This is a genomic window from Streptomyces sp. BL1, from assembly GCF_057628045.1.
Map to the genome: position 1 here is coordinate 1,859,928 of NZ_JBXYWZ010000002.1, position 19,728 is coordinate 1,879,655.

At 71.9% G+C, this 19,728-nt stretch carries 14 protein-coding genes; 3 read left to right on the forward strand and 11 right to left on the reverse strand.

Annotated features, from left to right (window positions below; translation table 11 throughout):
* Positions 1 to 3: 3 nt before the first annotated feature.
* The 3 genes from frc to AC3AGO_RS08370 all read left to right on the forward strand — a co-directional run bounded on the left by frc (position 4) and on the right by AC3AGO_RS08370 (position 4,960).
* Positions 4 to 1,263: a formyl-CoA transferase gene (frc, locus tag AC3AGO_RS08360; RefSeq protein ID WP_487819501.1), complete on the forward strand. Its 1,260-nt coding sequence runs from the start codon at positions 4 to 6 to the stop codon at positions 1,261 to 1,263.
* 3 nt (positions 1,264 to 1,266) lie between these two features.
* Positions 1,267 to 3,405: an acetate--CoA ligase family protein gene (locus AC3AGO_RS08365; protein ID WP_487819502.1), complete on the forward strand. Its 2,139-nt coding sequence runs from the start codon at positions 1,267 to 1,269 to the stop codon at positions 3,403 to 3,405.
* Positions 3,406 to 3,568: 163 nt separating this feature from the next.
* A complete protein-coding gene (locus AC3AGO_RS08370) occupies positions 3,569 to 4,960 on the forward strand; it encodes an OFA family MFS transporter (RefSeq protein WP_487819503.1) in 1,392 nt (463 codons plus the stop codon).
* A 566-nt stretch (positions 4,961 to 5,526) separates the two neighbouring features.
* Here the strand turns inward: AC3AGO_RS08370 and AC3AGO_RS08375 are convergent.
* From AC3AGO_RS08375 to AC3AGO_RS08425, 11 genes are all read right to left on the reverse strand, one after another.
* Entirely contained in the window at positions 5,527 to 6,546 is a 1,020-nt protein-coding gene (locus AC3AGO_RS08375; RefSeq protein WP_487819504.1) for a sugar phosphate isomerase/epimerase family protein, read from the reverse strand.
* On the reverse strand, positions 6,543 to 7,946 hold the full coding sequence (locus AC3AGO_RS08380) for an alkaline phosphatase family protein (RefSeq protein ID WP_487819505.1): 1,404 nt from the start codon (positions 7,944 to 7,946) through the stop codon (positions 6,543 to 6,545). Before AC3AGO_RS08380 ends, AC3AGO_RS08375 begins: the two co-directional genes overlap by 4 nt.
* Positions 7,943 to 9,124, reverse strand: a complete 1,182-nt coding sequence (eboE, locus tag AC3AGO_RS08385; RefSeq protein ID WP_487819506.1) for a metabolite traffic protein EboE — start codon at positions 9,122 to 9,124, stop codon at positions 7,943 to 7,945. The genes AC3AGO_RS08380 and eboE overlap by 4 nt, the downstream gene beginning before the upstream one ends.
* A gap of 15 nt (positions 9,125 to 9,139) precedes the next feature.
* Positions 9,140 to 9,991: a TatD family hydrolase gene (locus tag AC3AGO_RS08390; protein WP_487819507.1), complete on the reverse strand. Its 852-nt coding sequence runs from the start codon at positions 9,989 to 9,991 to the stop codon at positions 9,140 to 9,142.
* Entirely contained in the window at positions 9,991 to 10,743 is a 753-nt protein-coding gene (locus AC3AGO_RS08395) for an EboA domain-containing protein (protein WP_487819508.1), read from the reverse strand. Before AC3AGO_RS08395 ends, AC3AGO_RS08390 begins: the two co-directional genes overlap by 1 nt.
* Positions 10,740 to 11,687 (reverse strand): sugar phosphate isomerase/epimerase family protein, encoded by a 948-nt coding sequence (locus AC3AGO_RS08400; RefSeq protein ID WP_487819509.1) that lies wholly within the window; start codon positions 11,685 to 11,687, stop codon positions 10,740 to 10,742. The genes AC3AGO_RS08395 and AC3AGO_RS08400 overlap by 4 nt, the downstream gene beginning before the upstream one ends.
* The gene (locus tag AC3AGO_RS08405) at positions 11,684 to 12,586 is read right to left on the reverse strand and encodes an SCO3242 family prenyltransferase (RefSeq protein WP_487819510.1); all 903 of its coding nucleotides are present in this window, start codon (positions 12,584 to 12,586) and stop codon (positions 11,684 to 11,686) included. The genes AC3AGO_RS08400 and AC3AGO_RS08405 overlap by 4 nt, the downstream gene beginning before the upstream one ends.
* The gene (locus AC3AGO_RS08410) at positions 12,583 to 13,734 is read right to left on the reverse strand and encodes an inositol-3-phosphate synthase (RefSeq protein WP_487824574.1); all 1,152 of its coding nucleotides are present in this window, start codon (positions 13,732 to 13,734) and stop codon (positions 12,583 to 12,585) included. Before AC3AGO_RS08410 ends, AC3AGO_RS08405 begins: the two co-directional genes overlap by 4 nt.
* Before the next feature lie 695 nt (positions 13,735 to 14,429).
* Complete coding sequence (locus AC3AGO_RS08415; protein WP_487819511.1) at positions 14,430 to 15,851, reverse strand: ThuA domain-containing protein; 1,422 nt, start codon at positions 15,849 to 15,851, stop codon at positions 14,430 to 14,432.
* 17 nt (positions 15,852 to 15,868) lie between these two features.
* Positions 15,869 to 18,277, reverse strand: coding sequence for a PQQ-dependent sugar dehydrogenase (locus AC3AGO_RS08420; RefSeq protein ID WP_487819512.1), 2,409 nt, complete (start codon positions 18,275 to 18,277; stop codon positions 15,869 to 15,871).
* A gap of 443 nt (positions 18,278 to 18,720) precedes the next feature.
* Positions 18,721 to 19,722, reverse strand: a complete 1,002-nt coding sequence (locus AC3AGO_RS08425; protein WP_487819513.1) for a sugar phosphate isomerase/epimerase family protein — start codon at positions 19,720 to 19,722, stop codon at positions 18,721 to 18,723.
* Positions 19,723 to 19,728 lie beyond the last annotated feature (6 nt).

The window sequence follows — 19,728 nt, forward strand, 5'->3', positions numbered from 1 at the left end:
GTGATGACCGACACAACAGCCATGACCGGCCAGGACTCCAGGGCGCTCAGCGGCGTCCGCGTGCTCGACATGACGCACGTACAGTCCGGGCCCTCCGCCACGCAGCTGCTCGCCTGGCTCGGCGCGGACGTGCTCAAGCTGGAGGCGACGACCGGCGACATCACCCGCAAGCAGCTGCGGGACGTGCCGGACGTCGACTCGCTCTACTTCACGATGCTCAACTGCAACAAGCGGAGCATCACCCTCAACACCAAATCGGAGCGCGGCAAGGAGATCCTCACCGAACTCATCGCCCGCAGCGACGTCCTGGTGGAGAACTTCGGGCCGGGTGCCGTCGACCGGATGGGCTTCACCTGGGACCGCATCCAGGAGATCAACCCGCGGCTCGTCTACGCCTCCATCAAGGGCTTCGGCGAGGGCCCGTACACCAACTTCAAGGCGTACGAGGTCGTCGCGCAGGCCATGGGCGGCTCCATGTCGACCACCGGCTTCGAGGACGGGCCGCCGATGGCGACCGGCGCGCAGATCGGCGACTCCGGCACCGGCGTGCACGCCGTCGCCGGCATCCTCGCGGCGCTGCTGCAGCGCGAGCGGACCGGGCGCGGCCAGCGGGTGAACGTCGCCATGCAGCACGCCGTGCTCAACCTGTGCCGGGTCAAACTGCGCGACCAACAGCGGCTGTCGCACGGCGCGTTGGCCGAGTACCCGAACGAGGACTTCGGCGACGAGGTGCCCCGCTCCGGGAACGCCAGCGGCGGCGGACAGCCCGGCTGGGCGGTGCGCTGCGCGCCGGGCGGGCCGAACGACTACGTGTACGTCATCGTGCAGCCCGTCGGCTGGCAGCCGCTGACCGAGCTGATCGGCCGGCCCGAACTGGCCGACGACCCCGACTGGAACACGCCCGAGGCGCGGCTGCCGAAGCTCGGCAAGATGTTCCAGCTGATCGAGGAGTGGTCGGCGACGCTGCCCAAGTGGCAGGTGCTGGAGGCGCTGAACTCCCACAACATCCCCTGTGGGCCGATCCTTTCGACGAAGGAGATCGTCGAGGACGCGTCCCTCGCGGAGAACGGGATGATCGTCGAGGTGGAGCACCCGACGCGCGGCAGCTTCACCACGGTCGGCTCCCCCATGAAGCTCTCCGACTCCCCCGTCGAGATCACCTCCTCGCCGCTGCTCGGCGAGCACAACGAAGAGGTGTACGTCGGCGAACTCGGGCTCGGCGACGAGGAGATACGTCTCCTCAAGACGAACGGAGTGATCTGAGCGATGAACGGTACGCACAGCCGAGAAGCGGTACGGGCGGTGCTGGATGCCGCCCGCGCCGCGGGACGTACGGCGCTCACCGCGCCGGAGGGCAAGCAGATCGCCGACGCGTACGGCATCCCGGTGCCGGACGAGGGGCTGGCCGAGACTGCCGACGAGGCGGTGGCGCTGGCCGACCGGATCGGCTTCCCCGTCGCCATGAAGATCGTCTCCCCGCAGATCCTGCACAAGACCGACGCCGGCGGGGTCCGGGTGGGCGTCGACTCGGCGGCCGGCGTACGGGCCGCTTTCACCGAGATCGTCGCCAACGCGCGCGAGTACGACGCCGATGCGCACGTGCACGGCGTACAGGTGCAGCAGATGGCGCCCGCGGGAACGGAGGTGCTGGTCGGCACTGTCACCGATCCGACATTCGGCAAGATCGTCGCGTTCGGGCTCGGCGGGGTGCTCGTCGAGGTGCTCAAGGACGTCACCTTCCGGCTCGCCCCGGCGAGCGAAGAGGACGCGCTGTCCATGCTGGACGGCATCCGGGCCGCGGAGATCCTCAAGGGCGTGCGGGGCGGGCCGGCCGTCGACCGGAAGGCGCTGGCCGGACTGATCCGGCTGGTGTCCGAACTGGCCGCGGACTTCCCCGAGGTGGCGGAGATCGACCTCAACCCGGTGTTCGCCACGGCCGACGGCGTCCTCGCCGCGGACATCCGCATCCTGCTCACCGAGGGCACGCCGCGCGAGCGGCGGCGCTACTCGAAGGCGGAGATCCAGACGTCGATGCGGCGGCTGATGCAGCCGCAGTCCGTCACCGTCATCGGCGCCTCCAACGAGCAGGGCAAGATAGGCAATTCGGTGATGCGGAACCTCATCGACGGCGGCTTCCCGGGAGAAATCCATCCGGTGAATCCCAAAGCCGATGACATTCTCGGCCGCAAGGCGTACAAGACGGTGAAGGACGTACCGGGGGACGTCGATGTGGCGGTCTTCGCCATTCCCGCGAAATTCGTCGCGGGCGCCCTGGAGGAGGTCGGAAGGAGGGGGATACCCAACGCCGTGCTGATTCCCTCCGGCTTCGCCGAGACCGGCGAGCAGCAGCTCCAGGACGAGATCGTGGCGATAGCCGAACGGTACGGGGTGCGGCTGCTTGGCCCCAACATCTACGGCTACTACTCGACTTGGCAGGACCTGTGCGCCACGTTCTGCACGCCGTACGACGTGCGTGGCGGTGTGGCGCTGACGTCCCAGTCGGGCGGCATCGGCATGGCCATCCTCGGGTTCGCGCGGAGCACGAAGACGGGTGTCTCGGCGATCGTCGGGCTCGGCAACAAGTCCGACATCGACGAGGACGACCTGCTCACGTACTTCGCCGACGACCCGCACACCGAGGTCGTCGCCATGCACCTCGAAGACCTCAAGGACGGCCGGGCCTTCGTGGACGCGGCCCGCGAGACGGTGCGCAAGAAGCCGGTCGTCGTGCTGAAGGCCGGCCGGACCAGCGCGGGCGCGAAGGCCGCCGGCTCCCACACGGGCGCGCTGGCCGGGGACGACGCCGTGTACGACGACGTGCTGCGGCAGGCGGGCGTGATCCGGGCGCCGGGCCTCAACGACATGCTGGAGTACGCGCGGGCGCTGCCCGTCATGCCGGCGCCGCAGGGCGACAACACGGTCATCATCACCGGCGCGGGCGGTTCGGGGGTGCTGCTGTCCGACGCGATCGTCGACAACGGGCTGCACCTGATGGACATCCCGCCGGATCTGGACGCGGCGTTCCGCGAGTTCATCCCGCCGTTCGGCGCGGCGGGCAACCCGGTCGACATCACGGGCGGCGAGCCGCCGTCCACGTACGAGGCGACGATCCGGCTGGGCCTGGAGGACCCCCGCATCCACGCGCTGGTCCTCGGCTACTGGCACACGATCGTCACCCCGCCGATGGTCTTCGCCGAACTCACCGCGCGCGTCGTCGCGGAGGCGCGGGAGCGGGGCATCCACAAGCCCGTCGTCGCGTCGCTGGCCGGCGACGTGGAGGTCGAGGAGGCGTGCGCGTACCTCTTCGAACGGGGCGTCCCGGCGTACCCGTACACGACGGAGAAGCCGGTCGCGGTCCTCGGAGCGAAGTACCAGTGGGCCCGGGCGGCAGGGCTGCTGCCGTGAGAGGCCGGGCCGGCCAACCCCGGGCGGGGGTACGGGGGTTGGCCTCGGAGAGTCGCCGCATGACGGCCCCGTACGACTGACGGGGTCGTGCACCACCGCAAGGCCGAAAGAGATCCGGACAGGGGGCGCTGACCAGACTCTCTTCTTGCAAGGAGTGCGACACATGACAACCACAGAAGTGCCGTCGGCCGTCCCCTTCCGGGAGGTGACCGACCGCAACGGCCGTGTCTTCCGCATCGGGGAGACCGACATCGACCTGATGGGACGCAAGCGGCGCTGGATGGTCATCCTGCCGTGGATCGGCATGATGGGCATCAGTTCCGCCGAGTACGCGTTCGCGTCGGCGGAGGACACGCTGCACACCGCGCACAGCTGGGCCAGCGGCCACATCTTCTGGATGATGACCGTCTGGGTGTTCTTCCAGGCCGCCGTCGCCATGCCGGCGGGGAAGCTCCGCGAGAGCGGCAAACTCCCCGCCCGCTGGGCGATGATGTGCGGCGCGGTCGGCACGCTGCTGGGCTATCTGTCGCTGGCCTACGCGCCGCACGTGATCGTCGCGTACATCGGCTTCAGCATGTTCTCCGGCATGGGCGCCGGCATGGTCTACGCGACCTGCGTCAACATGGTCGGCAAGTGGTATCCGGAGCGGAGGGGCGGCAAGACCGGCTTCGTCAACGGCGGTTTCGCCTACGGTTCGGTGCCGTTCGTGTTCCTCTTCACCGGGTTCATGGACGTCACCAACTTCCGGTGGGTGCTGGTGTCCGTCGGCCTCTTCCTCGCCGCGGTCGTGGCGTGCGCCGGATTCTTCTTCAAGGACCCGCCGAAGAACTGGTGGCCCGCGGAGGTCGATCCGCTGAACCCGCCGGACGATCAGCGCGCACGGCGGTCCCTGCAGAAGAACCCGCCGGCAATCAAGCAGTTCACCCCGAAGGAGGCGTGGGGCACCGGCAAGGTGGCACTGCTGTGGGCGTGTCTGGCCTGCACTTCGGGCGTGAACATCTTCGGTATCGCCTTCCAGGTCGACATCGGCAACGAGGCGGGCTTCGCGGGCGGCATCGTCGCGACGGCCATGTCGCTGAAGGCGATCGTCAACGGCACCGGGCGTGGCGTCATCGGCTGGCTCTCCGACCGCTACGGCCGCAAGCGGTGCCTCGTCTTCGTCTGCGTCGTGCTGGGGCTGTCCCAGTTCGGCATCCTGTGGTCGGCGGACATCAAGAACCTGCCGCTGTTCCTCGTCTTCTCGTCGATCTCCGGCTTCGGCGGCGGGGCGATCTTCCCGATGTTCGCGGCGCTGACGGCCGACTACTTCGGCGAGAACTACAACGCGACGAACTACGGCATGGTCTACTCGGCCAAGCTCGTCTCCGGCCTCGGCGCGGGCCTGGGCTCCATGGTCGTCGTCGCGTGGGGCCACTCCGGGGCGTTCATCCTGGCCGGCTCGATCTCCCTGTTCGCGGGCTTCATGGCGCTCTTCCTCGCGGCGCCGGGCCGCGACCGACGCGGCAACCGTCTGGTCGAACCCAACCCGAACCCGATCAGCCGCGAGGTGATGTAGCGCCTTTCGGCGCCCGTCGCCGCAAGGTGACGGGCGCTCCCTTGCCCGAGGGGCCTCCTTCTCCGCCGCGGCGGCGGGTGAGCAGAGCGACACCGGTCGGCGGTGTGAGCGAAAGCCGCGCTCACACCGCCGACCGGTCGCGCGTCGCGGACTTCCGCCACGGCGGGAAGAAGGGGCCCACGCGGCCCCGCCCGCAGCGGAGGGGGCGGACCGGTCACGGCCCTTCTCCGCCGCAGCGGCGAGGAGTTGAGCGACACCGGTCGGCGGTGTGAGCGAGACCTGCGCTCACACCGCCGACCGGTCGCACTGTGCGGACTCCCGCGGCGGCGGGAAGAAGGGGCCCATGCGGCCCTCGCCCGCAGCGGAGGGGCCGGGCCGGACACGGCCCTCTTCTCCGCCGGAGCGGCGAGTGAGTGGCACGACACCGGTCGGCGGTGTGAGCGCAGATCTCTCGCTCACACCGCCGACCGGTTGTGCTGTGCAGGCTCCCGTTGCGGCGGGAAGGAAGGGCCTCATGCGGCCCCGCCGCGGCGGGAAGAAGGGGCCCCACGCGGCGCGCCGCGTGGTTAGCGCAGGCCTCGGAGGTGGCTGGCTGAGCGGTGGGCTGTGGAGAGGGAGCCGGCGGGGTTGGTGGTCGGGGAGGGGGCGTCGTCGCGTTCCACGTTCCAGAAGTGGGCGCGCCCGTGCGGACGTTGGGCGACGGCGCGGACGAAGCGGCCGTAGTCGATGTCGCCGTCGCCGACATCGACCATGTGGTACCCGTCCGCGGAGGCCTCGTCGTGTTCGCCGTCCTTCACGTGGAAGAGCGGATAGCGGTGCGGCGCGGCCAGCACGTAGTCGAGGGGTTCGAAGGGGGCGGGGACGCCGTCGGGGCGGACGCTGAAGCGGTGCTGTCCCGCGTACGCCCAGTAGATGTCCATCTCCAGGAACACCAGCTCGGGGTCGGTCTCCTGGAGGAGCACGTCGTACAGCCTGACCGTCGGGTCGTCCTCGGCGAAGGCGAACTCCATCTGGTGGTTGTGCTGGTAGAACTTCATGCCCCGCCGCCGCGCCGCCGCACCGTACGTGTTGAACTCCGCGGCGGCCCGCTTCCAGGCGTCCACCGTGTTGCCGTACCGGCCGGGCCCGGACGCAGTGCCGATGTGCGGGAGGCCGAGCGCCGCCGCGTCGTCCATCACCTTCTCCAGCTGGGTGGCGAACGTGTACGCGGCGGGGTCCTGCGAGTGGTAGCCCACGTGGCTGCCGACGCCGTGCAGTCCGGACTCGCGCAGGAGTCTCTTCAGCGCCTTGAGGCTGATGCTGCCGGTGCCCTGCGTGTACCCGGCGAACTCGACCGCGTCGTACCCGTACCGGGACAGTTCCTCGAAGAGCCGGGCGAAGCCGAGGGACTGGACCTGGTCGCGCACGGTGTAGAGCTGGATGCCGAGGCGGCCGCGCGGCACCGCGGGGCGGCCGCCGGCCGGGGCGGTCTGCGCCGCCTGCGCGGGCGTGCCGGAGGCGAACAGGCCCGCGGCCGCCGCGCCGGCGGCGACGCCGAGGAAGCCGCGGCGCCGCAGCAGCCGTTGGAGCTCGGGGTTCTGTGTCATGAGTGGTCTCCCAGTGCGAGGTGGAGGAGCAGTTCCTTGACATCGGTGGCGGGGAAAGGACCGGCCCCGTCGAGGACTTGGGGCCGCGAGCACAGCAGTACGGGCCCCTCGTCCTCCGTCTGCGGGAGCCGCCCGTGGCTGCCGCGTACCGGGGAGGCGTCGAGGGGCACCACGGCCATGCGGTACCGCATACCGGTCTTCTTGCGGGCCAGTGCAGCCGCCGCGCGCAGCCGTACGTACGGGTCGAGGGGGTCCATGAACAGTTCCGCCGGGTCGTAGCCCGGTTTGCGGTGGATCTCGACCAGCTGCGCGAAGTCGGGCGCGTACGTGTCGTCGAGCCAGTAGTAGTACGTGAACCAGGCGTCCGGTTCGGCGACGGCGACGAGTTCGCCGGAGCGCGGGTGGTCGAGGCCGGCCTCCTTCTTGCCGCGCTCGTCGAGGAGTTCACCGACGCCGGGTACGCCGGTGAGGGCCTCGCGTACGGCGTCCATGTCCTCGGCCCTGCGCACGTACACGTGGGCGAGCTGGTGGTCCGCGACGGCGAAGGCGCGGGAGGCCATCGTGTCGAGGTACTCCATGCCGTCCTGTGTGTGCACTTCCAGGAGGCCCGCGCGGCGCAGCACCCGGTTCAGGTGCACGGGCCGGTTGACGCGGGTGATGCCGTACTCGGACAGGACGACGACCGTACGGCCCTCCGCCTGCGCGTCCGCGAGCAACGGGGCGAGAACGGCGTCCAGTTCGGCTGCCGCCTGTCCCGCGCGCGGGTCGTCGGGTCCGTACCGCTGCAGGTCGTAGTCGAGGTGCGGGACGTAGGCGAGGGCCAGGTCGGGGCGGCGGGTGCGCAGGAGGTGCCGGGTGGCGTCGACGATCCAGCGGGAGGAGACGAGGTCCGCGCCGGGGCCCCAGAAGTGGAACAGGGGGAACGTGCCCAGTTCGTCCGTGAGTTCGTCGTGCAGGGCGGGGGGCCGGGTGTAGCAGTCGGGTTCCTTGCGGCCGTCGGCGTAGTAGACGGGCCGCGGGGTGACGGTCCAGTCGGTGTCGGCGCCCATGGCGTACCACCAGCAGATGTTGGCCACGGTGTAGCCGGGGTGCCGGCGCCGGGCGGCGTCCCACAGTTTGTCCCCGCCGACGAGTGCGTTGTGCTGCCGCCACAGCAGGACGTCGCCCAGTTCGCGGAAGTACCAGCCGTTGCCCACGATGCCGTGCCCGGAGGGCAGTTCGCCGGTGAGGAACGTCGACTGTGCGGCACAGGTGACGGCGGGCAGCACGGTCTGGAGGGGCGTCGAGCCGCCGGACTGTGCGAGGTTCCGCAGGTGCGGCATGTGGTCGAGGAGCCGCGGGGTGAGGCCGACGACGTCGAGGACGAGGAGGGGGTGCGGCGTCGCGGGGACGGCGGTCACGGCAGCTCCTTGAGGCCGAGGTCGGTCAGCATGTCGCGGGCCACGGCCAGTTCGGCGGCGATGCCGTCGGCGAGCTGTGCGCGGTTGCGGGGGCGCAGGCCGGCGGGGAGGGCGTGCCAGGTGTACGTCTCGACCTCCAGGTGCCGGGTCACGGGTTCGGCGCCGCCCACCAGGAGGGTCAGCGTGTCGCGCAGTACGCCGGTGGTGGCGGACAGCGGTGCGGCCAGTGGCGCGTGCAGCGGTACGTGGAAGTGGGAGCGCCACGGTCCGGTGTGCGGCAGGGCGCCGGACTGGAGTGCCACGTCCAGGTCGTCGACGGACCGTACGGAGCCGTCCTCGGTGCGGGCGCGGGTCTGGTGCAAAAAGCGGGGTTCGTCGAAGTCGGCGAGCGCGGCGCGCACTTCGGGCCGTGCGGGCTCGTCGGCGTGCAGCGCCGCGGACAGCTGGGACTTGACCACGGGGATGCCGGCGGCGGACAGCGCGGCCAGCGACGTACCGGGGTCCTCGAACTGTGCTGCCAGATGGCAGGTGTCCACGCAGACGCCGATCCGGTGTGCGGGCGGCGCCCCGTCGCCGGTCAGCGCGGCGACGGCGTCGGCGGTGGTCTCCACCGTGCAGCCCGGTTCCGGCTCCAGGCCGATCCGTACGCTGCGGCCCGTCAGTTCCTCCAGCGCGTCGAGCCGGTGCGCAAGGGTGGTCAGCGCGTCGAGCGCCGTCCTGCGGCGTTCCGGGGTGAAGTCCGTGCGCCAGGCGAGCGGCAGGGTGGAGACGCTGCCCTCGGTGGCGTCGTCGGGCAGCAGTCCGGTGAGCAGCCGGGCCAGGTCGACGGTGTGGTCGAGCCGCGCTGCCTCGGTCCAGTCGGGCCGGTACACGCGGTACTTGACCCGTTCGTCGCCGAACCCGCGGTAGGGGAACCCGTTCAGGGTGACGACCTCCAGGCCGCGCCGCTCCAGTTCGGCGCGCAGGGTGCGCAGGGCCGCCGGGTCGGAGGTGAGGACGCGGACGGCGTCCCGGGCGAGCCACAGGCCGATGCCGAGCCGGTCGCGGTGCAGCCTGCGGCGTACGGGCTCGGCGAACTCGCCCAGCTGGCGCAGCACTCCGTCGAAGTCCTCGGCGGCGTGCACGTTGGTGCAGTACGCGAGATGGACGGTGGAACCGTCCGGATGCCGGAAACGCATGACCCCTCCCGCTTCTCATTCCCCGCCGCGGAGCACGGAGTTGCCCTCGTGCAGGCCGTCGGCGGGCTCGGGCGCGGCCAGGTCGAGACGGCCGCTCAGCTCGTAGAAGGCGACCGGGTTGCGCCACAGCACCCGGTCCACGTCGTCGTCGGTGAAGCCGGCGCCGAGCATGGCCTCGCCGACGGCGCGGGTCTTGAGCGGGTCGCTGCGGCCCCAGTCGGCGGCCGAGTTGACCAGTACGCGGTCCGTGCCGTGCAGCCGCAGCAGCCGGACCATGCGGTGCTCGTCCATCTTGGTGTCGGGGTAGATGGAGAAGCCGAGCCAGCAGCCGCTGTCGGCGGCGGGGCCCACGGTGGTCTCGGTGAGGTGGTCGAGGAGCACGCGTTCCGGCGGCAGCCGCGACTCGCCCAGTACGTCGAGGGTGCGGGCCAGGCCCGCGGCCTTGTCGCGGTGCGGGGTGTGCACGAGCGCGGGCAGGCCGTACTCCGCGGCGAGTTCGAGCTGCGCGGCGAGCGCCGTGTCCTCCGCCGGGGTCATGGAGTCGTACCCGATCTCGCCGACGGCGACGACGCCGTCCTTGACCAGATAGCGCGGCAGTTCGTCCAGTACGGGTACGCAGCGGGGGTCGTTGGCCTCCTTGGGGTTGAGGGCGAGCGTGCAGTGGTGCGCGATGCCGTGCTGTGCCGCGCGGTAGGGCTCCCAGCCGAGGAGGGAGTCGAAGTAGTCCGTGAAGGACGCCGGGGAGGTGCGGGGCTGGCCCAGCCAGAAGGACGGTTCGACGACGGCGCGGACGCCCGCCCCGTACATGGCGGCGTAGTCGTCGGTGGTGCGCGACGTCATGTGGATGTGCGGGTCGAAGATGCGCATCAGGCCTCCTGTCGGGACGGTCCTGCGGGCTGCCGTTGCGGTTCTGACGGGGCCCCGGTGAGGGCCAGGGTCCGGGTGAGGTCCTCCGGTACGGGGCGTCCGGCGGCGGTGCGCTCGCGGGCGAAGTCGGTGAGCATCCGGGCCAGTTCGGCGTCCCCTTCCGCGCGCCTGTCCAGCCCGTGCACGACAGCGAGCGGCACGCCGGTGAACAGGCACTTGAGTACGGCGTGCCGCCACGCGTGATCGTCGAGGTGCGCCGCGTACGGGCCGAGCGCGGCGGCGACCAGGCGGGTGTCGTTGGTGCGCAGCGCGTCGTGCAGCAGGGGTACGGCGTCGGGGCCGTCGCGCAGCGGGAGGGACGGCAGGGCGAGGAGTACGGCGCGGCGTTCGGGCGTCGTGCCCTGCCGGTACAGCCGGGCGACGACGGCGGCGTCCGGCGCGGCGGCGTGCAGCAGCAGGACGCGCGCCTGCTCGGCGGGACTGTGGGTGTCGGGGTCCGGGTCGGGGGTTACGGGGGTGTCGGCGGGTTCGGCGGGGGCGGGGCCTGCGGAGGGCTGGGGGGCGGCCCGGCAGCGGCGGCCGGCTTCGGCGAAGTGCCGTTCCCAGTGCGTACGGTGGCGTGCCGCCGTGCCGCCCGCGTCCGGCGGGACGCCGTCCGCGGCGTCCTCCAGCGCGTCGTGCAGCCAGGTGCGGGCCTCCGGGGTCAGCCGGAGTTCGAGGGAGGTGCGCAGCGAGGCAAGCTGAGTCATCACGGGGCGGCCCTCCGGGCGGTGTCGGGGACGGGGGCGGTCACGGGTTCGGGGGTGGGGTCGGTGACGGGGGTGGGGTCGGTCGCGGGGGTGGGGGCCGGTTCGGCGTACTCGGCCCGTTTGAGGAAGCGGATCGCGTCGCGCGCCCGCTCGGGGCCCGCGTGCGAGTCGCGGGGCAGTTCCACGGTGACCAGCCCCTCGTAGCCGGCCGCCGCCAGTGCCTCCAGCACCGGCGGGAAGTCGATCTCGCCCTCGCCGAACGGCAGATGCTCGTGCACACCGCGCCGCATGTCCTCGATCTGTACGTGCCGCAGCCACGGCGCGGCGTCCGCCACGCATCGGTCGGGCGGCGCGGGTTCGAGGCACTGGCAGTGCCCGACGTCGAGGGTCAGCCCCAGCAGCGGGTGCTCGCCCAGAGCCCGGCGCAGCCGGTGGAAGGCGGCCAAGTCGCCGAGCAGATGGCCGGGTTCGGGTTCCACGGCGAGCGGTGTGCCGGCGGCCTCGGCGGTGTGCAGCAGTGCGCCGATGCCGTCGGTGAGGCGGGGCCACGCGTCGCGTTCCGTACAGCCCGGCGGGAGCACGCCGCTGAAGCAGTGCACGGCGTGCGCCCCCAGGTCGGCGGCGACACCGATCGCCGTACGCAGCAGTCCGATCCGGGCGGCGCGGGCGTCCGGATCGGGGTCGAGGAGCGTGGGGTGGTGTTTGCGGCGCGGATCGAGCACGTACCGTCCGCCGGTCTCCACCGTGACGGTCATCCGGTGCCGCGCGAGGGTGCGCGCGACGGCGGCCGTACGGTGGGCAAGGCCCGGCGCGAGCGGGTCGAGGTGCATGTGATCGAGCGTCAGGCCGACGCCGTCGTAGCCGAGTTCGGCGAGCAGCGGGATCGCGTCGTGCAGCCGGAGGTCGGCCAGACCGTTGGTGCCGTAGGCGTACCGGAGGGCGGTCACGTCGGGCTCACCTTCCGGGAGAGGCGGCGGGCCAGGGGCAGCAGCGCGAGGAGCGGGACGGCCGTGTACGGGGCCGCGGCGCGGGCGGCGAGCGCGGCCTGGAGGGGGATCGTGGCGCGGATCCCCCCGCCGACGGCGCGCTGCAGGAGCGGCGCGGACGGGTTGAGGACGGCGTGTACGAGGGGGCGCGCGGCGGTCACGGCGTACGCGGCGGCGAGGGGCGCGGCGTTCCCGCGCAGCGTGGCGGCAACCCCTCCGACAGCACCCAACGCGGCGAGCGCGATGTGGGCGCCCCCACCTCGGGCCTCCCGCCGCGACACGGAAGTCACAGCAAACGTATGCGCCCCGAGCGTGACGGCATCCCGGAGCGCGTTCCGGGCCCCCTCCGAGCTGACTCCTGCCCCCATGTCCCGCCCCGTGTCGCGGCGTTGGGGCTCATCGCGACGCGCCGTCGTCGCCACCGCTCCCAGGAGGAGGTCCAGGGTTCGGGTGGTGGCCATGGTGGCGGCTGACCAGGGGGTGTGTTTGAGGTGGAGGTCGTAGGCCCATACCGCGCCTGCCAGGGCCGTCGCCGTCGCCAAGGGGGCGCGGCCCGCGCGGGAGGCGAGGGCGAGGGCCGTGCCCGTCAGCGCCGCCGACGCGGTGAGGGCCGCGGCGGGGCTGATGCGCCCCGACGGAAGCGGGCGTTCGGGGCGTTCGACGGCGTCGACCTCGCGGTCCGACCAGTCGTTGAGGGCCATACCGGCGCTGTACAGGCACAGCGACGCGCCCGCGGCCAGCGCCGTACCCCGGTTCGGGGCGCGGCCCACCGCGGCCGCGCCGGTCAGCGCGTCGCCCGGCACGGTGAACAGCGCGGACACGCGCAGCAGTTCGCACCAGTCGCGCAGGGCGGGGGTCATCCGCGCCCCTCCCCCAGCCGCGCCGCCAGCGCGAGCAGCGCCGTCCACTGCCCCGCCAGATCCGCGGGCCCGGTGTCGGGGTCCTTGAAGTAGAAGCCGAGCCCGTCGACGGGCCCGGTGAGACCGACCTCCTGGGCGCGGGCCACGAGACGCGCCAGGTCCAGGACGAGCGGCGCGGCGAGCGCCGAGTCGCAGCCCTGCCAGATCGTCTGGAGCACCATCCGGGAGCCGAGGAATCCGTCGAAGGCCACGTGGTCCCAGGCCGTCTTCCAGTCCCCCAGCGCCGGCACGTCGTCGATGTGGACCTCGCCGTCCGGGACATGGCCGAGCGTGTCGTGCAGCACCCGTTCCTTGCCCGCGTTCTTGGCCGCCGCCGCGGCGGGGTCGGCGAGCGCGGCCCCGTCGCCGCCGCCGAGCAGGTTCGTACCGGACCACGCCCGTACGGCCAGCGCCCGCTGCGCGAACATCGGCGCGAGCACGGAACGCAGCAGCGTCTGCCCCGTCTTGCCGTCCCGCCCGGCGTACGGCACGCCGGCCGTACGGGCCTCCTCCGCGAGCCGCGGATGGTGCAGCCCTGTGGAGGGCGTGAAGTTGACGTACGGGCAGCCGGCGCGGAGCGCGGCCGCGGCGTACAGGGAACTCGCCGGCAGAGCCCCGTCTCCCGAAGCGGCTTCGGTGGAGGCGACGTTGACGACCACGGCGGTGGCCAGCCCGTGCTCGTCGCGGAACGCGGTGAGGTCCGCGGCGAAGTCCGCGATCAGCTCGTCCGCGCCGCGCGGGTCGCCCGGTACGGGGCCGCCTCCGCGTACCGCCGCGTCGGCGGCGGCGAGTTCGCCGCGTACGGCGGCGGGCAGCCCGTGCGGCAGCACGCCGCCCTCGGCGAGAGTCTCGGCCCGCTTCGGCAGCGGGCAGGAGGCGGTGTCGTGGCCGCCGAAGACGAGGGAGTCGAGCGGTGGGAGGCCGCTGGCCGCGAAGGGCGCGGTCTCGGTCACCATGCCGTCGGGCGGGTGCAGGCCCGCGGCGACGGCGGCGCAGCCGGCGACGGTGGTCGTGGCGACGGAGCCGCGTGCGCCGATGAGCCATACGCCGGTCCGTTGCGCTCTGTCCCCTTCGGGGTGAGGGTCCTGTTCCGTTCCCTGTCGTTCCACCTGGTCGCTGTGTGTCACGCCTGCCTCCCGACTGAACTCGCCGTCACTAAACGCCACTTCGCGCGGGGCGCGTGCGCCGCGCATGCCGCGGGGGCCGGGACGCGCCCCGGCCTCCTCCGCCCCACGGGCGGGGCCCGGGGCGCCCCGCTCCCCTCCCCGCCAGTGGGGTCCGGGGCCCCGCCCCGAATCCCTCCCCGCCCCGCGGGTCGAGCCCGGGGCGGCAGCCCCTGTCTTGCCTTTCCGCGCGGAGCGCGGCCCGGGGCGGGAGCCCCCTTCCTTGCTTTCCGCGCGGAGCGCGGCTGGGGTCTGGGGCGGGAGCCCCGGAAGAAACGGGTAGGGGCGGGTCTGGGGCCAACCCCTCACCGCGGCGCGGACGTTGGGTGCGGGGTACGGAACCCTGCGCGGGTGCGGTCCGGTGTGCCCACCCGTTCCGCCCCTTGGCGGACCGCGTGCCCACACCTCGGAGGTGTGCCCGCCCCGCGTGGCGGAGCCGCACATCCAGTGCAGCCGCCCCTCGCGCGGAGCGCGTGCCCACACCGGGGGCTGGGCCCCCACACAGGGTGCCCCCTCCAGGGGGAGGCCGCACAGCGCGAGCGGTTCCGCACGGCGGGGAGGAGTCGGCGTTCTCCTCCCCGCCGTTTGCCCGCGCGCCGCGGTCCCCCTCGGACTGCCGCGCGCGGGCCGTCACGTCGCCGTCACTTGCCCGGCGTGGACCCGGCCGGCTCCCGGAGTTCGCGGAGCCGGATGTCGCGGAAGGCCACCTCGTCCCCGTCGCCGTGGTTCTGCAGCCCGATGTGTCCCTCCTTGAGGCTGCGTTCGGGGTCCTTGTTGGTGAAGTCGTTGACCCGTGTGCCGTTGAGCAGCACCTGGACGCGTTCGCCCGTCACCCGGATCTCGTACGTGTTCCAGGAGCCGGGCGGGTTGAGGGCCTTGTCGCGGGCTGCGAGGTCGGCCGACTTGAAGCCGTACACGGCGCCGGTCGTCTTCTCCGGCGCGTCGCTCGCGTCGATCTGGATCTCGTAGCCCTTGTTCACCGCGGACCAGGGGTCGTCGGAGGCGGGGAACCCGATGAAGACGCCGGAGTTGTCGTCTCCGGTCATCTTCCAGTCGAGTTTCAGCGAGTAGGAGGACAGCTCCTTCTTGCCGTACCAGAGCATCCCCATGCCGCCGACCGTGGTGAGCGTGCCGTCCGCCGCTTCGTCGAAGCGTCCGGGCCCGGCCATCTTCCAGCCGTCGAGTCCGGTCGTCTCGTCGTAGAGGGGCGTGTAGCCCTTCTCGGGCCGGCAGTCGGCCTGTGCGGAGCCCGTGGCGTAGCGGATGCCGCCCAGCAGGTGCTGCCTGAAGGACTCTTCGCCGTAGGACTCCTTGGTGTGGCCGCCACCGGTGTAGAAGGCCCGGCCGCCGTCGTACTTCTGGCACCAGGCGATCGGATGGTCGGCGCCCATCGTGCCGCCGGTGTACGACTTCTCGTCCAGTGACGCGAGCACGCGGGTGCGCTCTCGCGGGCTGGCCCGGAAGTCGTACCACTCGTCGGTCCGTTCCCAGGTGGGGCCGAGGTGGGAGGTGGCCGGGTGGGCGCGGTCCTCGGTGTGCACGGTCGCCGGCTGGATGTGCGGATGGGACTTGAAGTACGCGCCGGCGAGGCGCCCGTACCAGGGCCACTCGTATTCGGTGTCGGCCGCCGCGTGCACGCCGACGTAGCCGCCGCCCTTGGCGATATAGCCCTCGAAGGCCTTCTGCTGGGCCTTGCCAAGCACGTCGCCGGTCGTGGAGAGGAACACCACGGCGTCGAACGCGGCGAGCTTCGCCGGGGCGAACGCCTCGGGGTCCTCGGTGGCGTCGACGGTGAACCCGTTCTTCGCACCGAGGTCGCGAAGCGCCGCGATGCCGGTGGGGATGGAGTCGTGCCGGAATCCCGCGGTCTTGGAGAAGACCAGGATCCGCTTCCCGGCAGCCGTATCACCGACTCCCTCGGCGGACGCGCCCGTTCGGGGCGGTTCGGCCGCGTTGCCGCTCAGCGCGAGCGCGCCCAGCAGCAGCGCGCCGGCCGCGGCGCCCGCGGTGGCGGCCCGTAAGGCTCCGCCGCCCGCCGGTGTACGGCGTGTGTGGCGTCTCATCTGCGGTTCTCCTCCTCTCACTTGGTCGTGACGGTGAAGGCGTCCAGGTCGTACAGCTCGCCGGAGCCGCCGGTGAACCTCAGGTACAGCGCTCCGGATCCGGCCGCTGCGCCTTCGACGGGCGCGGTCACGTTCTGCCAGCCGCCGCCGGCCGGGACCTTCGCGGTGCCGAGCAGCTTGCCGTCGGGTGCTCCGGCGCGGATCTCGACCGAACCGCCTTCCGCTCCGGCGGCGTTGACGCGCGCCGCGAGCTGGGTGACGTCGCCGAGCGCGTACGGCTCCAGCGCGGTCCACTGGCCGTTCTTGAGCGCGTTGAGGGCCTTGCCGCCCTCGGCTCCGTCGGCCGCCGCCGCCGCGACGCCGTCCGCGGCCTTGGTGAAGTGCTCGGCCTGCCGGTGCTTGGGCTGGAGGATGCTCTCGCCGCGGCCGGTCAGCGGGGGCTGTCCGTTGCCGCCGCCGTCGGTGTACGTGGCGTCGAGAACGCCGAAGATGTTGGCGTCCGGGTCGTGTTCACCGTCGGCGTTGGTCTTGATGGTGCCGGTGCAGCCCTTGGCGCTGGTCATGGGGTGGCCGTGGCTGTCGTGCCCGAGGATGTAGGAGACCTCCACGCGGGAGCAGTCGATCTCCTTGTCCTCCGGGTCGGTGGGCGTGACCTTGAAGGGCACGGAGTCGCCGAAGGCGAACGGGGTGCCGTTCGCGGGGATGTCCACCTTCACCTTGGGTGCGGTGTTGCCGACGGTGATGTGCACGCTGGCGCTGCCGGTGCGGCCGCTCGGGTCGGTGGCGTAGACGGTGGCGCTGTACGTGCCGTTCTTCTCGTACGTGTGCGTCGGGTTGGCCTCCTTCGACGTGGCGCCGTCACCGAAGTCCCAGCGCAGGCCGACCTTGTCGCCGTCGGGGTCCTTGGTGCCGGCGGAGGAGAAGGCCACCTTCAGGGGTGCCTGTCCGCTGGCGGTGTCGCTCTTGGCCTGGGCCTCCGGTGTCTGTCCCGCGGTGGCGTTGTCGATGCGGTAGAGCGCCGAGTTCTCGTCGCCGTTGAAGTAGCCGGTGCCGTAGTCGAGGACGTAGAGCGCGCCGTCGGGGCCGAACTCCTGGTCCATCACCTGGGTGCCCTTCCAGGGGAAGTCCTTGATGGCGCCGACCTTGCCGCTGTCGTCCTGCTCGATCCGCTTGATCCACTTGCGGCCGAACTCGCCGGCGAAGTAGTCACCGTCGTAGGCCTTGGGGAACTTCGCCGCGGACGGCTTGGCGCTGTAGCGGTAGACGGGGCCGCCCATGGGCGATTCGGATCCGTCGCCGAACTCCGGTACGGAACCGCCGTCGTAGGGGATCCAGGCGGGCTGGGCCGGGGGCAGTTCGGTGAGTCCGGTGTTGTGGGGTGAATCGTTCTTGGGCTTCGCGCAGTCGAACTTCCCGCCGGGCTTCTTCGCCGCGAAGTCCCAGTCGGTGTAGGCGTCGTTCTTGCCGGTGCACAGCGGCCAGCCGTAGTTGCCGGCCTTGGTGACGCGGTTGAACTCGACCTGTCCCGCGGGACCGCGGTCCGGGTCGGCCTTGCCCGCGTCGGGCCCGTAGTCGCCGACGTAGACGGTGCCGGTGGGCTTGTCGACGCTCATCCGGAACGGGTTGCGGAAGCCCATCGCGTAGATCTCGGGGCGGGTCTTCGCGGTGCCGGGGGCGAAGAGGTTGCCCTTGGGGACGGTGTACTTGCCGTCGGGCTTGACCTTGACGCGGAGGATCTTGCCGCGCAGGTCGTTGGTGTTGCCGGAGGACCGCCGGGCGTCGAACGCCGGGTTGCGGTCGGCCCGTTCGTCGATGGGCGTGTAGCCGTCGGACTGGAACGGGTTGGAGTCGTCACCGGTCGACAGCAGCAGGTTGCCCTGCTTGTCGAAGGCGATGTCCCCGCCGACGTGGCAGCACAGTCCGCGGTTGGCGGGTACGTCGAGGACCTTCTTCTCGCTCTTCATGTCGAGCGTGCCGTCCTGCTTCAGTACGAAGCGGGAGAGCCTGTTGACGCCGTCGAAGGGCTTGAAGTCCTCGGCCTTGCCGGTCTCCGGGGCGTCCCCGGCGGGGGTGTCGAGCTTAGGCGCGTAGTAGAGGTAGACGGCGCGGTTGACCTTGAAGGCGGGGTCGACGCCGACGCCTTGCAGGCCTTCCTCGTCGTGGCCGTAGACCGGGAGCTTGCCCGCGGTCTTCGTCGCGCCGTCCTTGTCGGTGAGCCGCACGGTGCCGTCCCGCGAGGTGTGCAGGACGGAGCGGTCGGGCAGCACGGCGAGCGTCATGGGCTCGCCGGTCTCCTTCTCCCCCTTGGCGAGGGTGACTTGCTGGAAGGGCGGATCCGCCGCGGGTTCCGCCGGTTCGGGCGCCGCCTGCGTGGGCGGGGCGCCGAAGGCGAGGCCGCCGCCGACGAGCAGTGCGCTCGCTGCCACGGCGAGCCGGGTGCGGAGCCGGCCCGTTCTGTGACCGCGGGGGCTGTCCGCCGTGCGGAGCCGGCCGGATCTGCGGTTCCTGGATGAGCGGGATGTCCTGTGCACGCGTGTCCTCCAGTGCGGGATGACGTGGGTTGCGTACTGCACAGGCGCGCGCCGTCGCGCCGGAAGGGACGTACCGGTTCGCCGTGCGGGAAGTGCGAGGGGGCGACTCATGACCGGTACACATCAAGGACGGTAGTCATCTTCGGCGTCCGGCGAAAGACGTATGACGGCAAAGAAGCCGACATCATCCGATGTCCGGATAAAGCACAACGTCCCTTCACAGGACGCCTGGTGACACACCGTCATGCCGGGTCACGACGGCGCTCGGCTCGCGCCGCCGGATGGTGGGTCGGTACGTCATGCGGTTCGTGCCGCGGGTGGCCCGACGGCAGCCCGTGTCAGGAGCTGCTGAAGGCCGCGTCGAAGGAGGCCGTCGGCGGGTCGTAGTCGTACGCGCGCAGCCGCCTCAGCGCTTCCGGGGCGCCGGTCAGCCGGTCCATGCCCGCGTCCTCCCACTCGACGGACACGGGGCCGTCGTAGCCGATGGATCCGAGCACCCGGAACACGTCCTCCCAGGGCACGTCCCCGTGCCCGGCCGAGACGAAGTCCCAGCCGCGCCGCGGGTCGCCCCACGGCAGATGGGAGCCGAGCCGGCCGTTCCTGCCGTCGAGGCGCTTCCGCGCCTCCTTGCAGTCGACGTGGTAGATCCGGTCCCGGAAGTCGTAGAGGAACCCGGCGGCGTCCAGGTCCTGCCACACGAAGTGGCTGGGGTCGAAGTTCAGCCCGAACGCGGGCCTGTGGCCGACCGCTTCGAGCGCGCGGACCGTCGTCCAGTAGTCGTACGCGATCTCGCTCGGGTGCACTTCGTGCGCGAAGCGCACCCCTTCCGCGTCGAACACGTCGAGTACGGGGTTCCACCGTTCGGCGAAGTCCTCGTAGCCCCGCTCGACCATCCGTTCCGGCACCGGCGGGAACATGGCGACCAGATGCCAGATGGACGAACCGGTGAAACCGACGACAGTACGTACGCCGAGTGCGGCGGCAGCGCGCGCGGTGTCCTTCATTTCCTCGGCGGCGCGCTGCCGTACGCCCTCCGGTTCGCCGTCGCCCCAGACGCGCGGCGGCACGATGGCCTGGTGCCGTTCGTCGATGGGGTGGTCGCACACGGCCTGGCCTGCCAGATGGTTGGAGACGGCGTGCACGGCGAGCCCGTACTTCCCCAGCAGGGCGCGCCGGCCTGCCGCGTAGCCCGGCTCGCGTACGGCGCGGTCCACTTCGAAGTGGTCGCCCCAGCAGGCGAGTTCGAGCCCGTCGTAGCCCCATTCGGCGGCAAGCCTGCACACCTCCTCCAGGGGCAGATCGGCCCACTGTCCGGTGAAGAGCGTGAACTGTCTCGGCACGGCGTG

Coding starts and splice junctions, on each gene's coding strand:
- AC3AGO_RS08365 (WP_487819502.1), top strand. CDS start 1,267: ATGAACGGTACGCACAGCCGAGAAGCGGTACGGGCGGTGCTGGATGCC.
- AC3AGO_RS08375 (WP_487819504.1), bottom strand. CDS start 6,546: ATGACACAGAACCCCGAGCTCCAACGGCTGCTGCGGCGCCGCGGCTTC.
- AC3AGO_RS08415 (WP_487819511.1), bottom strand. CDS start 15,851: ATGAGACGCCACACACGCCGTACACCGGCGGGCGGCGGAGCCTTACGG.
- frc (WP_487819501.1), top strand. CDS start 4: ATGACCGACACAACAGCCATGACCGGCCAGGACTCCAGGGCGCTCAGC.
- AC3AGO_RS08390 (WP_487819507.1), bottom strand. CDS start 9,991: ATGCGCATCTTCGACCCGCACATCCACATGACGTCGCGCACCACCGAC.
- eboE (WP_487819506.1), bottom strand. CDS start 9,124: ATGCGTTTCCGGCATCCGGACGGTTCCACCGTCCATCTCGCGTACTGC.
- AC3AGO_RS08405 (WP_487819510.1), bottom strand. CDS start 12,586: ATGACCCCCGCCCTGCGCGACTGGTGCGAACTGCTGCGCGTGTCCGCG.
- AC3AGO_RS08370 (WP_487819503.1), top strand. CDS start 3,569: ATGACAACCACAGAAGTGCCGTCGGCCGTCCCCTTCCGGGAGGTGACC.